Source organism: Catenovulum sediminis (genome assembly GCF_007289895.1).
Lineage (GTDB): Bacteria > Pseudomonadota > Gammaproteobacteria > Enterobacterales > Alteromonadaceae > Catenovulum > Catenovulum sediminis.
Genome location: NZ_CP041660.1, coordinates 1,744,512 through 1,759,538 on the forward strand (window position 1 = coordinate 1,744,512; position 15,027 = coordinate 1,759,538).

Below are 15,027 nucleotides of genomic sequence, written 5' to 3' on the forward strand. Positions count from 1 at the left end.
TATGAACTAATAATTGACATCAGCTCTACGGAATTGGCTTTTAGACTAAGCTTACTGTTTGTATCTGTTTCGTCGCTTGTATTGGAGTTATACGGTGAATCAACTCGCATTTACTGACCAGATTAGACGCAAAGTATTGCGCACCATGAGCTTAGCATTTTTCTTTATTGTCAGCATATTAGCTTCATTTAATATTTTGTTTAACGGGCAATATTTGTTTGCAGCGTTGGAAGTGATTTTTGCGTTGTTTTCGTTGTATATATTTATAACGTCTAAAACAAGTGGTTGTTCTCCTAGGGTTACTTTTTCCTATTTACTGTTTATTGCTGCGCTTATTTTAATTGGTGCCTACTTCCTGCCGATATCGGATGTGTTATTTATGTGGGGGCTGTTCTTTCCAACCATTGCTTATTTGTTGTTGGGGAGCCGGTTGGGTTTTAGGTTAACCTTGTCTATTTTCGCAGCCCTAGTCATGGTTGTTACGGCTAAACTCAGTGCAAGCGAACTGTTTAAAACGGGCCCTGTGCTTATCAATTTGGTGACTTCTTATTTAGCCATATGGTGTGTCGCGCATTTTTTTGAGCAGAGTCGAGCAAAAGCCAATGATTCATTGATAAAACTGGCAATGACCGATGTTTTAACAGGGGTAAATAACCGTTTAGCCTTTAGTAATTCTCTAGAAAAATTTTATGGTCAATATTTACTGATGCTCGATTTAGATCATTTTAAAGCGATTAATGACCAGCATGGGCATGACGCGGGTGATAAAGCATTAATACTTGTTGCGCAGGCTTTGAACGAGAAGGTTGCTGCTAATCGTATATTCCGCATTGGTGGTGAAGAGTTTTGTGTTTGGTTACCTGAGGCAAGTTTAGTTTCGGCCCAAATAGCAGCCGATAACTTAAGACAGCATATTGGTGATTTGAATTTTTGTGCAGATAATCAAAATGTTGAAATTACCTTTAGTGGCGGAGTGGTGAAGTTTGAGCCAAGTATGTCAGAGTCCAATCTTTTAAAACAAGCAGACGAGTTACTGTATAACGCAAAAGTAACGGGTAGAAACAAAATTTGTGTCGCTGCAGATCCCTTGCCAGTTGCGAGTTGATCACAACTGGCAAGGATTATTTCAACCATACAGCCTTTTATGTTTTTTGCGCTTAACTTTAAGTTTGCTGATTAAATACCAGCTTAACTCAAAGATGAACACTGCAATTATGCTCAATCCGACCAGTGGTAAAAATACAGCTAACACAGTAATTGCCACCGTCATTGCAAAGGTAATTGGCGTGGCGGCTGGTTTTTTAGGGGCGGCAAGTTTGCCTTGCGGTTTACGTTTCCACCAGATAATAAAACCAGAAACACTGAGTAAAATAATCGCCAGAGTAACCAATACCCCTAATAATTGATTCAGCCAACCAAATAGCGCCCCCTCGTGTAAGCTAATACCGAGTGCGACAACTTGTTTTAATGCGTTGTAATCGGCAAAGGTGATGCGCATGATTTCTTCGCCGCTCCATTTATCAAAATGCACTGTTACCCGATCGGGTCGATACTGTGTCATTGAGCGCACTGTCCAAACGCCGTTTTCCATTTTAGGTGGGTAAACTTCTATCGGCATATGCATTTTTTGTACTGTGGGTTTTTGCAAAATACGCTGTAAACTGACAGCGTTTTGTTGTTGCGCATTATGTTGTGAAATCAGTGTCACATTTTCGGCTTTGTTTTGTGTGGTCCACAAATCTAAACCATCGTCATGTACATGCTCCGAGGGGGAAGAGGTTAGGGTAACATTCCATTCTTGCCCCGGGTTTTTGAGCTGTATCAGGTTTTGCAAGCGTTTAAAACCCTCTCCCCAAACCTGTGTCCACGGCAGGCCCGTTAATAAAAATACCAATATCAGTAAACTAAACCAGATACCTAAACTGGTATGTAAGCTACGCCAAACTTCACGTTTGTTGTTGCTTGTAAAATTTGGTAATAAGGTTTTGTTGGGCCACCAAAGGCAAAGCCCAGAGATTAATAAAACAATCATCCAGCAGGCCATAAACTCGACAAGATACGAACCTTTATTACCAGCCAGTAGTTCACCATGAATATTTTTGACGATATTAAGGGGTAAATCAGCTACATTTTTTTCTGCTATAAGTTCACCATTGTATTTATTGACCCACAGCATTTTATGGCCGGTGTTGGTTTTTATTTCCATTTCGACGCTGGGATCGTCAGCATCCGTTGGAAAATACTTTTTCAACTGGGCGTTAGGGTATCGCTGCAGGGTGATATCCAGCAAACGGTCAGCGTTTAATGGCTGTGCATTTTTTGCTACTTGCCCAGTTGGAATAGTTTTATTTATTTGCTCGTCGTAAAAAGCAGAAATTTGCGGTTTAAATAAGTACAAACTACCCGACAAGGCTAAAATTAAGGCAAAGGGGATCACCATTAATCCCGCATAAAAATGCCAGCGCCAAACTCTTTGTTGTAATTTTGAATAGGCAACTCTGGTTTTCATCTATTATTACTCCTGCTCCGCAGTAAATACATATTTGCCTTCCAGATAAAAGGTGCGCTGTGGCCACGGATGGTAAACGTACGCTTTTTCGTTGTTAATGTTGTCGACACCTAAACTGAGTTTCAGTTGTGAATTAAGCTGCCAGTTGCCTTTAATGCCGGCTATTAGGTAATCGTCTTGTGCGCCAAATACATTTTCTGCAATATCCTGATTATCTAACCGGCTGTAAGCATTATTTGCATAACGTAAGTTTGTACTTACTTCTGTTGTTTTGCTTGTTTGATAAGCGAGTACTAGATTACTGCGCCATTTGGGTAAACGTGGAAAAGCGTTACCGATAATACTCGGATCTAATTGATTTTTAGTGATTTCTGCATCTATATAACTGAGGTTGTATTTTATATGCAGTGGTAATCCGCCGAGTTGTTCTGCTTGGTAACTAAACTCGACACCTTTAGTTGCCACTTCATCACTGGGTAAGCTGGTGGTTATCGTGCCGCTGTTGGTTTGTGTTGATTGGTTAAAAATCACATCTTCAACCACATCATAAAACAAGTTTAAACCCAGTTGCCCATTGTCTAGTGCTTGGTTAATTGAAATATTGTGAAAAACCCCTTTTTCTGGGGTAAGGCTGGGATCAGATATAAATGCAGAACCTCCGCCGGTTGCATCTTCATTGCGGTATAGTTCTTCAACAATGGGGAAGCGCACCGCACGTGCAACAGAGTAACGAAGTGACAGTTTGTCAGTTGGGAAATAACCTAACGATACTTTAGGCGAAAATGCACTTTCAGCCCGATTTTTTAGCGCTGTTGCGCCGATGTAGCCTTGTTCTGTCTGCCAGTCTTCATAGCGTAAACCCAATGCTAAATCCCATTGGCGATTAAGGCGATATCCGTATTGAAAAAATGCGGCCATAGTTGCCGCCTGTCCACCGCTATCGGTGCGGCCTGTGGCTTTGTTTCCATCTGTTTCATCCGTCGCTTTTTCGCCCGTGATACTGTTGTAATCGTCACTGATTAAATTCAGCTCATAGCTGTCTAAGTGTAAGCCCACGGATAAGCGCTGTGCTGTATTGCCAAATAATGATTCGGTACCCAGTTTTAAATCGAAAATCTGCCAGCCGGTATTGTCGTATTCAGTTAAGCGGCCTTTAAAGTTTGTATTCTCGCTTTGGTATGCGGGATCTTGTGGGTTTCTGCCGGTGCGGATTTCCTGATCTTTTAATATTTTAAAATGACTGTAAAAACCATCAAATGCCCAATCGGATTGGTTTATTAAACCGCTGATACCAAAAGATGCAAGTAGACTGTTTCTGTCTTGATAACGTTGTTGATAATTGCTGCCCCTAATATTAAAGAGTTGATTATTTTGGCTAACTGTTCCATCCCAGATCGGATTGCCTGCGCTGTCAGTTACAAAGTTCAGATGTTGGTTTTCTTCTCTTTGTCTTTGTTCGTAGGCTAGGTTAGCGCGTACTTGAGTTTGTCCAAAATCATAGCCAAGTTTGAGTTTTACCAAATCAGATGTGGCTTCTTCTGTGCCTGAGTGGCCATAGTAAAGTTGTGGTTTGGCAAATTCGTCTAAGCCTTTTACCGCGCCTGTTACTTCTGGATTTTGCTGCGAAGCCTCTGGTTGCGTAGGATTAGCCTCGCTAAAGGTTGAGCGGTATTGTGATTGGGGTTGGCTTTGGTTCTTCAGGCGATTGAAGGATGCAAAAAAGGTGAATTTATCTATTTTGTCTTGATAGCTGATAAAGGTTTTATATCCGGCGTAATTGTCTTGATGGCCTAAAACAGAATAGTCCTGATTGATGAGTGTGCCATCTATTACAATTTTTTGTTGGTCGGGAGTTTTACTGGTGATATTGACGACACCACCCATTGCATTTCCGCTGTATTCCGCGGAAAAAGGACCGTACACCACATCTACTTTTTCTATTTCACTGGGTGAGATTAACGACCACCTTGGCGAACCTGAATAACGCGTTTGTAAGTGGTAGTGCAGTGGCATACCGTCTGCAAATACCATGCTGTGTGTACCCTGAAACATATTTGCGCCGCGAATGCCAATTACACCGTTTGGATCGCCAATAAAACGGCGGCGCACCACTAAGCTGGGCGCATGGGCGATGGCATCTTCAACCGTTATCACACTGACTCTTTGTAAGTCGGCTTCGTCAATTGTACTCACTGGGCTAACAATCTGTGTATCGTTAAAAATACGTTTAGCGATAATGCTAACTTCTTCTATTTTTTTCGCGGGTGTGTTTTCTGCTGTTTGCGCAACCGCCTGTGTATTGACAAAAGCGGGTGCCAGCGTGCACAGCATTGCTGTACACAATTTGGATGTGTTTTGCATATATGTAAACTCTTATGGGTTAATCGGTTTTTTGGAAAACGTGATTTAAATTAACCAATAGGCGGGGCGCGTGAAGTGTATCCTGAGTTGTAATAACTGGTGAGATTTGCTGCATCAAATGCACGATAAACGAGGGCAAAATAGTCTAGCTGTTTAAACGCAATGGCATCAAGCAAACGGCCATCTGTCGGGTTATCCGATAGTATGACTAACGGACAGCTTTGTTCTAAATCTATTTTGGTGGATTCAGTTTCAGGTGCTTTGACAAATTTAAGTTGGCCGGTTTGCGCATAAGTTGTTTTAGAAATCCATTTTAAGCCATTACCGGTACAGATAAGCTGGGCATCCGATGCGGCGGCTTTTGCATTTACGCTAGATAAAAAATGCGATGACTGTAAAAAAGGCAATAAACCATTGGCGAGCAGGCACAATGCCAGCACGAAAAAAATATTCTTTTGCCAAAAAGTTTGAATGCGCAATCTTGTGTCCCTAGTCAAAAATTGGTGCGTAAGATACTGTAATTATAAATATAGTGCAAAATCAGTGTATTAATTTTAGCTTAATCTCAGCAGATGCAAGGAAACTTCTCCATTTTCCTTTTGCAGAACCTTCCTGCTTAAAATCGAATGTGACTGTAGCGCTATCAGTATTGGTTTTATGCAGTGCTTTTTTTGACAGCTATGTTTTGCACTTTTGATAAACAATTAGACAGGCGAGGAATAGCGGTTAAAAGAAGATTCTGCTTTATTGATAAGGTGAAAATTTACCGGAATTTGTTTAATATGGACATTTGTTACTGAATTAACTCTAAGGCTCTATATGTCAGGTTGTTGTGCTGCCGAAGCAAAAAACAGAAAAGAACGCAGATTACTGTGGACTGTGCTTATTTTTAACGCCGTGATGTTTGTTGTTGAGTTTGCCGCAGGTTGGATTGCAAATTCTAGTGGTTTAATGGCGGACTCTTTAGATATGCTAGCCGACGCTTTAGTGTATGCGGTCGGTTTATTTGCAGTCGGTAAAAGTTTACAACATAAAGCGAAAGCGGCTTTGTTTAATGGCTCATTGCAGCTGACACTTGGCGTATTGATTTTGGCGGATGTCGCAAAAAAAATGTATTTTGGTGTATCGCCGCAAACGGACATTATGACATCTATCTCTTTACTTGCATTAGCCGTTAACGTTTTGTGTTTTGCTTTGTTATATCAGCATCGAAAAGGCGACATCAACTTACGTGCCAGCTGGATTTGTTCACGCAATGATATGATTGCCAATGTTGGTGTATTACTGGCCGCATTTATGGTTTCGTGGTTTGGTGCGGCTTGGCCAGATTGGTTAATTGGTACCATTATCGCTAGTTTAATTATATATTCTGCAACGAATGTGATTAAAGACGCGCGCCAATCAATAAAAACCAATGAAGACGTTAAAAGTGGTTGCTGTGGTTAGTGGTAGCTCATTTGAATTGTCCTTTATGTTGCAGTGAACAAACTCAATTTTATTATCAGGATAAAAAAAGACCTTACCAGCAATGTTTGGTTTGTGATTTGGTTTTTGTCCCTACTGAATATCACTTAACTGCGGAGCAGGAAAAAGCTGAATATGATAAACATGATAATAATCAGCTTGACGAAGGCTACCAAAGGTTTTTATCCCGCACTTTTGAGCCACTGAAAAAATTTATAACACCACAACAAGTCGGTTTAGATTTTGGTTGTGGTGAGGGCGCTGTATTAAGCCATATAGCTGCACAACAAGGCTATCAGGTGGTTAATTACGACTTGTATTACCACCCGAATGCTGAACGGTTAACACAGTCCTACCATTATATTATCTTAACTGAAGTGATTGAGCATATCGCTTTACCACACCAATTGTTACCTAAGCTAATCAATATACTGTTGCCCGGTGGCATATTAGCCGTGATGACAAAACGCGTGATAAATTTGCCTGCCTTTACCAAGTGGCATTATAAAAATGATCCCACACATATTTGCTATTATTCAGATACAAGCTGTAATTGGATAGCACAAGCATTTAAATTGGATGTGTTGTTCATAGAAAAGGATGTAGTGTTTTTTAAGAAAAAGTGATTGTAATGGAGTGATTGTATGGCCGCAGATAAATCGAACAATTCGCTGACAAAAAAAGAATACAAAGCGCAACTTAAACAACTACAAACTGAGCTGGTTAAACTGCAGTATTGGGTACAAAAAAAAGGGTTAAAGGTAGTCATTTTGTTTGAAGGACGGGACGCCGCAGGCAAAGGCAGCATGATTAAAGCCATTAGCGAAAGATTAAATCCAAGGCATGTTAAAACCGTGGCGCTTGGTAAACCATCAGACCGAGAAAAAACACAGTGGTATTTTCAGCGCTACGTACAGCATCTTCCCGCGGCGGGGGAAATCTGTCTATTTGACCGCAGTTGGTATAACCGAGCTGGGGTTGAACATGTTATGGGTTTTTGTAGCAAGTCTGAATATCAAGAGTTCTTAACCAACTGTCCAAAATTTGAATCTATGCTTAAAGATTCAGGCATTATTCTACTTAAATATTGGTTGTCAGTATCACCTCAAGAGCAAGAAAAACGATTTGAACAAAGGTTAACGAATCCGCTTAAAAGGTGGAAGTTCAGTGATATGGACTTAGAAGGCCGAGAAAGATGGGCGGACTATAGCAAAGCTAAAATGGCCATGATGCAAGCAACCGATACTAAAGAGAACCCTTGGTATCGAGTGGAAGCAGACAATAAAAAGCTCGCTAAGCTTAATTGTATACATCATATATTATCTCATTTTGAGTATCGGTCAGTTTCTTTTCCTAACGTAGAGTTGCCCGCAGTGACCTCAACAGGTTATGAACTTGAAGAGCATGATACAAATAATCTAATTGCAAAAATATATTGATGAATATATCAAATTGATATTTTTTAGGCGTTGTTTTTGGTCGTCTTTTATATCATTTTGATATATTTGGGTGGTGTTTATATTTTTGTACAAAATATGTCTATACTTATCTAATTCTCAGAATATATTTATTTCATGAAACAATCCATTCACACTGAAAAGCGCGAAGTGATATTGCACAAAGCCATGCAGCTTATGGTGATATTCTCCATTCCCGCAATTGGTTTGTCTATTTTTCGGATGTCTTATTTAGGCCCCGAACCGGTTGTTATCTTACACACCTTGTTAGGCGTTTTAGTTTGGCTAAATTATGCCTTGCGTAAACGGCTTTCGTATTTAGTTAAAGTTAATTTACTAGTGGGTTTAACCTGCCTAATTGCAGTCAGCGGCATTGTCCGATTTGGTATTCTAGGGTCGGGCGGCGTTGTTGCTATGTTTGGTTTATTTTTAGCTGCGATTTTTTGGTCTTCACGAGCGGCTTTTGTTTTATTGGCTTTGATGATAGGCGTTTACTGCGCTTCTTTTGCACTATTCCAAGCTCAAATAACGCATATTAATATGGATATTGAAGCATTTCACTTATCTTATATCAGCTGGGGCTTAGAGGGAGTGCTGGTATTGTGTTTTGCTGGGACAGTCATTACTTTACAGGGGCTACAACATCAACAGTATGGGCATTCTCTAAAGTTCGTCAGTGATAAATTAGATACCCAAAACGAGCAGCTAATCAATATTAACAAAGCACTTTCAGACACCAATAAGTTACTTTCAATTGTTTTGGATAACATTCCGGTTCGGGTTTTTTGGAAAGATACGAATTTAAACTATTTAGGCTGTAACCGAGCCTTTGCCAAAGACTCTTTGAAAGCAAAGCCAGAAGATATTGTCGGTGAGAGCGATTATCAGCAAATCTGGCATGCGCAAGCTGAAAGTTATCGTGAAGACGACCTACAAGTCATTAGTCGTGGAATCGCCAAACTCAATTTCGAAGAACAGCAAACCAGAAGAGGCGGCGAAGTGGCTTGGGTCAGAACCAGTAAAATACCGCTATTGGATGGAGAGGGGAATATATTAGGCGTGCTAGGCACTTATGAAGATATCACCGAGCAGAAACTATTTAATGACAAACTAACTGAAGCCAAAGCTAAAGCCGAGGCTGCTAATCTAGCCAAATCTCAGTTTTTAGCCAATATGTCACATGAAATTCGAACCCCGCTAAATGGCGTTATTGGTATGACACAATTGTGTTTGCACACTACTGACCTTAATTCAGAACAGCAAGGTTTTTTAGAAAAAATTGACCTGTCTGCTCGCTCTTTATTAACCATTCTTAACGATATACTCGATTACTCAAAAATAGAAGCAGGAAAACTTGAGTTAGAAAATATCGAATTTACGGTTGAAGATATTTACAAGCAACTGGAAGCAATACACGCACATACCGCCGTATCGAAGGGCTTGAGTTTTGAAATTCGAAAAAGCTCACAAGCTGAAACTTTATTGCTGGGTGACCCGATACGTATATTGCAAATCTTATCGAATTTATGCAGCAATGCGATTAAGTTTACATCATCAGGAGTGGTTATCGTGATCTCAGATGTAGCGCCACAAGCAGATGGCTTTTATAGAGTCAGTTTTAAAATTTGTGATACAGGTATCGGGATTGACAAAGAAAAGATAGATGGGTTGTTTACCGCTTTTGAACAGCTTGAATCTTCGACCAATAGACGGTTTGGCGGTTCTGGTCTGGGTTTATCAATCTCTAAAAGTTTGGCCAACATGATGGGCGGCAATATTAGCGTTGAAAGTCGGCCTGGTAAGGGCAGCATCTTCAGTTTGCAATTGATGCTTGCCAAAGCTAAACAAGATATACAATTAAAAGATACAGATAATTCATCAAAAGGGCACAAGCCAGATTTGCATGGTTTTAAAATTTTGCTGGCCGAAGATAATGAGATCAATCAACAGGTTGTACTGGGGATGCTGGCAAGCACCGGAGCTGATACTGAGGTGGCTCTTGACGGCCGGAAGGCGATTGAGATGGCGCATAGTTTTATGCCAGATTTGATTTTGATGGATATTCAAATGCCCAATATTGATGGCGTTAAAGCTACACTGGAGATTCATCAAAGCTATCCAAATATGCCCATTATTGCGTTAACCGCCAATGTAATGAAAGAAGATGTAAATGAGTATTTGGCTTCAGGTTTTGCCGATATTCTTGCAAAACCCATAGATATCAATAAATTTTACGCGTTACTGGAGCATCATAAAACGCGTTTGTAAGTTGAGTAGCCGTGTGTTTCGCTGACATCCGGTGACAATAACAGCGTGCCTAACGGCGGTACAGTGACTTCTATAACCGATGCTTTGATATAAATAGTTTGTCTGGCATTGTTGAGCAAATCTATCATGCCACCCATATTCATTAACTTAGAATTTGGCACCATTAAATACTCAGTGATTTGTTCTTCATTTGGATTGCATATACATAGCACACTCTCTTCCACCTTATCTGTGTACCGTTCAAATGCCAAAAGTTTATTGCTATGGACTGGGCGATAGTTGCCGATCTTTAACGCTCTATGTTGTTGGCGCAAATGAATTAGGGTTTTCATCCAGATTAAATGTTCGTTATCATCCGTTACCCAATCCCAGCGCATCGGCCCACGCATTTCAGGGTCTTCACCTCCTTGCATGCCCAGTTCACTGCCGTAATAGACATTTGGTGCGCCAGGAAAACAAAACTGCAGTAATTGTGCGAGTTTTTGCCGCCGTCTGTCGGGTAACATATTGGCTAATCTGGGGGTGTCGTGATTGTCTAATACCAACCATGATTTTAATAAGTGCTCGATGCCAGCGTCTTGAATCATTTGTTCAAACATTTTCGCGGCGACATGCGGTTCAATTTTGCCTTCGCATAAACGCCAGATTATTTCGCGTGCTGTAAAATTCATCACGCCATCGACCGACGGAAACCATTGCTGCGGGTAACACCAAATTTCACCGACCACTAACGCTTCAGGTTTGCAGGTGTGCACGGCGTTGGTTAACTCATCCAAATAATAAAAGCCGATATCGTGTGCGACATCTAAGCGCCAGCCATCAATTCCATCTTTTAGATAACTTTGTACGACTGAATCTTCATCCAACCAGATGTGCTTTCTAACCGCTTCGTTTTCTAAATTTAACTCAGGCAGGTTTACCGCATTGTTCCATGATCTATGCCCACTTGGGTATGTGTTGTTAAAACAAAACCAGTTGCGATATGGGCTTTTGAAATCAAGGCTGGCCTGTTGATAAATATCGGCATTGCGCCCCATATGATTGAAAACGCCATCCAGCACGATTTTCATACCTAAGTTATGCACCGCTTCTGTCAGTGTTTTTACATCTTGACGGTTGCCGAATTCGGGTGATACCTGATGAAAATCTAAACTGTCATATTTGTGATTGGTATACGCATAGTGAATTGGATTAAGGTACAAAACATCTGCACCCAATGATTTAATGTGATCTAATTTATGCGTTAAACTTTTTAGGTCGCCGCCCCAGAATTCTATTTCATGGCTCCATAACGCTTCTTTTTCTAAGTAGGTTCCATGCTCAGGTGTTTCCTGCCAGCTTCTTAATATTTTAGGTTTTGGATAAAGTAGGCGTTTACTATCAATGTCGTTGCTGGGCGCAAATCGATCAACTAAGACTTGATAAACAATTGCGCCATTACGCCAATCCTGTTCACGTTCAATAAAAATCGGACTCAGCTCACTATCGGTTGCATTGGCGTAATTCATATCATTTCCTCACAATTAAAGCTTTTTGCTTTGCGCTATATTTAAAAACCTTTCCGCACCAGCTTTATCTAAATAGCCATCAGGTTTTTTATTTGCTCTTAAATACTGGTAAGCCGAAATCATTCGGGTTAATTCTAATGTTGCGACTTCATTTAGTTCTGTTTTTCTAGTCAAAGCGTGTGCCATTTTCAGCGCTTCTAAATCCACCACTTCTGCATGGCGGTATAAATAACCACAGCCGGTCGCTAAATATTCTAATGAGCAATTTGCGCGTTCTGCAATTTGGTTGGCTTTGTTTAAACTCGGCTCACTGCCATTTAAATATTTACGAATGAGTGCCTCATTTAGACCGACCCTGCGGGAAAAACCGCTAATACTCTCTTTTCCAATTAAACTTTTTAAGCGCTCTGCAAAACTCATGAACGACCTCGACTAGGTTGTGTTATATATTTTGTTATATATTGTGTTGTGTGTGTGCGGGTATTTTATCATGCCATAAATAGTGAAGCAGTTGGGTATAAATATGATGCTCGAACTATAGTTCGAGGTGGTGCTGCATGCGAGTTGTTTGGTATGTATATTCGGTTTAGCATGCGCCATTAATTTTGTTTTAGAGAGAGTCAACTATGCAGCGAATCAAACTAGCAGAAGATTTAACATTTTCGCAATTTATTCAGGGGTATTGGCGTTTAAACGATTGGTCAATGTCGGTAAGTGAATTAACGGAGTTTGTTAAACAGCATTTGGATCTGGGTATTACTACAGTTGATCATGCAGATATTTATGGTGACTACGAATGCGAAGCAATTTTTGGTCAGGTATTAAAGCACTCTCCAGAATTACGCAGCAAAATGGAAATTGTCACTAAATGTGATATTAAACTGGTGTCAGGTAAATACCCAGAGCGTAAAATAGGACATTACGATACATCTGCACAACATATCAAACAATCTGTCGAATGCTCTTTGCAGAATCTGGCAACGGATTATATTGACGTATTATTAATTCATCGCCCCGATGCTTTAATGAATGCCGATGAAGTGGCTGATACTTTTAAAGCGCTTAAACAGGCAGGCAAGGTCAGACAGTTTGGTGTTTCTAACTTTACACCGATGCAATTTGATTTGTTGCAATCCAGGCTGGATGACAAATTAGTCACCAATCAAGTAGAGTTGAACCCGATTAATATGCAAACCACGGCCGACGGTACGTTAGAGCATCTGCAAAAGCTGCGTGTTGCACCTATGATTTGGTCTTGTTTGGCGGGAGGACGTATATTTTCTGAGCAATCAGAACAAGCAAGCCGTCTGCGCGAAACTCTGAGCCAAATTGCGCAAGAAGTAAATGCCAGTATTGATCAGGTCATTTATGCTTGGATTCTAAAACTACCTTGCAATCCATTGCCCATCATTGGTTCAGGAAACATCGAGCGGGTGAAAACTGCGCTAGTGTCCGCTGACATTAAATTGACTAACGAACAATGGTATAGAGTTTGGGTCGCATCAAACGGGCACAACGTGCCTTAAGCTGAATTTTAGCTTAACACCTCACTTAAAGCCGGTGAATAAAATTAGAAACTCTGTTGTTTTGTTGTTTTTATATTGTTAACATTTAAATTGTGTTTATTGGGTTACAATATTTTAGTATATAAAAACAAGGAGTGTTGGATGATCCGGCCTTTAATCTTTCTGTTTATATTAATCAATTCATTTTCGGTAACGGCGAACATCATCAAGGCTAACCAAGCTATTGAAGATGAAGATTTTCAACAGGCGGCGCAGTTTCTTTTGCGCTCGGCCAAAGTCGGTCATGCAGAATCTCAGTTTAAACTGGCGATTATGAATTTTCAGGGGCAAATTGGTAAAAAGGACTTACACGAAGCGATGTCTTGGTTATTTTTAGCCAGTCAGTATGATTACCCGAATGCGCTCAAATTTACCCAAGAGATTTATGCAAGTTTACCCGCAGAGCAACAGCAAAAGGCGTTGAAATTAGCCGAAGCAAGAGCGCTCGAATTCGGGCCTGATAATTTACAGCAAACCATATTACCGCATATCGGTGACAGTGCCTTTGCCGGACAAGTATTGGATAAATCAGCTAAATTAGTTAAGCGCGGACCTTTACATTACACTGGCGCGGCGCGTCGTTCGGTTGCAAATGAGGCTTTGTTTTACAAAGCTTTGCAAAGTGGCAACGCCAATTTACTCAAGCAGATGCAAAATTTTGAATCAGGTATGGTCATCACAATTGCTGACATTGATAGCAGTGGCAATGTGGAAGATGTTGAAGTTATTTTTGAATGGCCAGAACATCAGTTTACCGATGCTTCTATTGATTCAGTTTATAATTCGGTCGTTTCTCCGGCAAAGCGGGGTGAAGACCATGCTGCTCATTATGGTTTAGTCTTTAGTGCCTATTTTGGTTCAGAGGGTGTGAACGATTTACGCACTGATTATCCTCATTTATATAAAACTTTCCGTTCTCTTCAGCGTCAGGCTGAAGAGAATCCAATGTCGGCCTATTATTATGCTAATTTTTTACGTGCTTACCGTCCTTTGTTGTCTGCTGAAGAGTACGAATCGTTTGAAAAGGTTTTGTTGGGTTCGGCCGAACAAGGGATTTTGATCGCACAATTAGCGTACGGTGTTTATCAGGTTTATGAAAATGATGAATTACAAGATGGCATGCAGTGGATTGTAAAAGCCGCACAAGCGGGATTCGCACCGGCTGAATATCGATTAGGTGATCTGTTAATGCATTCACCATCGGCTTATTTACAACAAGATTTTCAAAAAGCACAATTTTGGTTGACTCGGGCCGCCGAACAAGGGCACGAAGCTGCGCAGAAAAAACTGGAAACTGTAAAACAACTCATTGCGAAACGCTAAATGAAAACCCTGTCTGTTATGTATGTAAGTAAGTGCTTGCTTTGCATGTTCTTCCTAGTCAGTTGTAGTAGTCGTGCATTATTGGTGAATGAGCAGCCTGTGCCTTTAAGTTCAAAACAAGGGTATTTGTTACTCAAGATTGAAAGTGCCAGTTGGTTGGAAAAAGTACAGATTACCGGACCAGAGCGACTGGCGTATCAACCAGAGTCACCGAAGGTGAATGTTGATGAATATTTTTTATTGCCTGTTAAAGCCGGTGTCTATCGTGTTTCAGAAATTAAAACCGGTCTGCTGTCATTTAATACAGAAGAGGTTTTTGCCGATATTGAAAATGAATCTGTCTGGCAATTTACAATAGAATCTGGGCAGATTAACTACATTGGCGATTTATACGTCAATACCCATATTGCTGGCGCTTTAAAAGTAAAAAACGAACTGGTGAACCAGTCATCACAAGCTTACCAGTACATTCGTCAATATCAGGCTGACTTATTATCCCGTTACCCAATGCGATACGCTGGGCCGGGAAATGACCCGTATTTAAAAATGCTGACCCATCGCCAGAAGTAAAA

General features: G+C 40.6%; 13 protein-coding genes. 8 read left to right on the top strand and 5 right to left on the bottom strand.

All coding sequences use genetic code 11. The features are described from left to right. The first annotated feature begins 94 nt into the window (after window positions 1–94). Entirely contained in the window at window positions 95–1,105 is a 1,011-nt protein-coding gene (locus FNT16_RS07070; RefSeq protein WP_221935070.1) for a GGDEF domain-containing protein, read from the top strand. Window positions 1,106–1,126: 21 nt separating this feature from the next. On the opposite strand, the gene FNT16_RS07075 is transcribed toward FNT16_RS07070, so the two are convergent. The 3 genes from FNT16_RS07075 to FNT16_RS07085 are packed head-to-tail and all read right to left on the bottom strand — an operon-like array spanning window position 1,127 to window position 5,349. Next, the gene (locus tag FNT16_RS07075) at window positions 1,127–2,509 is read right to left on the bottom strand and encodes a PepSY-associated TM helix domain-containing protein (RefSeq protein WP_143870925.1); all 1,383 of its coding nucleotides are present in this window, start codon (window positions 2,507–2,509) and stop codon (window positions 1,127–1,129) included. A gap of 6 nt (window positions 2,510–2,515) precedes the next feature. After that, window positions 2,516–4,870, bottom strand: coding sequence for a TonB-dependent receptor (locus tag FNT16_RS07080; protein WP_143870926.1), 2,355 nt, complete (start codon window positions 4,868–4,870; stop codon window positions 2,516–2,518). Window positions 4,871–4,920: 50 nt separating this feature from the next. Beyond that, window positions 4,921–5,349 carry a hypothetical protein gene (locus FNT16_RS07085; RefSeq protein ID WP_143870927.1) on the bottom strand — a complete coding sequence of 143 codons (429 nt, stop codon included), beginning with the start codon at window positions 5,347–5,349 and terminating at the stop codon, window positions 4,921–4,923. A gap of 340 nt (window positions 5,350–5,689) precedes the next feature. Here FNT16_RS07085 and FNT16_RS07090 point away from each other — a divergent pair, with 340 nt between their 5' ends. The 4 genes from FNT16_RS07090 to FNT16_RS07105 all read left to right on the top strand — a co-directional run bounded on the left by FNT16_RS07090 (window position 5,690) and on the right by FNT16_RS07105 (window position 10,059). Continuing rightward, entirely contained in the window at window positions 5,690–6,316 is a 627-nt protein-coding gene (locus tag FNT16_RS07090; protein ID WP_143870928.1) for a cation efflux transmembrane domain-containing protein, read from the top strand. Window positions 6,317–6,327: 11 nt separating this feature from the next. Continuing rightward, the gene (locus tag FNT16_RS07095) at window positions 6,328–6,960 is read left to right on the top strand and encodes a class I SAM-dependent methyltransferase (RefSeq protein ID WP_143870929.1); all 633 of its coding nucleotides are present in this window, start codon (window positions 6,328–6,330) and stop codon (window positions 6,958–6,960) included. 18 nt (window positions 6,961–6,978) lie between these two features. Next, entirely contained in the window at window positions 6,979–7,773 is a 795-nt protein-coding gene (gene ppk2 / locus FNT16_RS07100; RefSeq protein WP_143870930.1) for a polyphosphate kinase 2, read from the top strand. A gap of 135 nt (window positions 7,774–7,908) precedes the next feature. After that, complete coding sequence (locus FNT16_RS07105) at window positions 7,909–10,059, top strand: PAS domain-containing hybrid sensor histidine kinase/response regulator (RefSeq protein WP_143870931.1); 2,151 nt, start codon at window positions 7,909–7,911, stop codon at window positions 10,057–10,059. On the opposite strand, the gene FNT16_RS07110 is transcribed toward FNT16_RS07105, so the two are convergent. Together FNT16_RS07110 and FNT16_RS07115 are read right to left on the bottom strand one after the other, a co-directional pair. Then, window positions 10,041–11,567, bottom strand: a complete 1,527-nt coding sequence (locus FNT16_RS07110; protein ID WP_143870932.1) for an alpha-amylase family glycosyl hydrolase — start codon at window positions 11,565–11,567, stop codon at window positions 10,041–10,043. The two genes, FNT16_RS07105 and FNT16_RS07110, sit on opposite strands and share 19 nt — an antisense overlap. A 15-nt stretch (window positions 11,568–11,582) precedes the next feature. Beyond that, complete coding sequence (locus FNT16_RS07115) at window positions 11,583–11,987, bottom strand: XRE family transcriptional regulator (protein ID WP_143870933.1); 405 nt, start codon at window positions 11,985–11,987, stop codon at window positions 11,583–11,585. A 206-nt stretch (window positions 11,988–12,193) separates the two neighbouring features. Here FNT16_RS07115 and FNT16_RS07120 point away from each other — a divergent pair, with 206 nt between their 5' ends. The 3 genes from FNT16_RS07120 (at window position 12,194) to FNT16_RS07130 (ending at window position 15,025) form a co-directional block, all read left to right on the top strand. Beyond that, on the top strand, window positions 12,194–13,093 hold the full coding sequence (locus FNT16_RS07120) for an aldo/keto reductase (protein WP_143870934.1): 900 nt from the start codon (window positions 12,194–12,196) through the stop codon (window positions 13,091–13,093). Between the two features lie 141 nt (window positions 13,094–13,234). After that, on the top strand, window positions 13,235–14,455 hold the full coding sequence (locus FNT16_RS07125; protein WP_143870935.1) for a tetratricopeptide repeat protein: 1,221 nt from the start codon (window positions 13,235–13,237) through the stop codon (window positions 14,453–14,455). Between the two features lie 99 nt (window positions 14,456–14,554). After that, on the top strand, window positions 14,555–15,025 hold the full coding sequence (locus tag FNT16_RS07130; protein ID WP_185976719.1) for a hypothetical protein: 471 nt from the start codon (window positions 14,555–14,557) through the stop codon (window positions 15,023–15,025). Window positions 15,026–15,027: the final 2 nt, after the last annotated feature.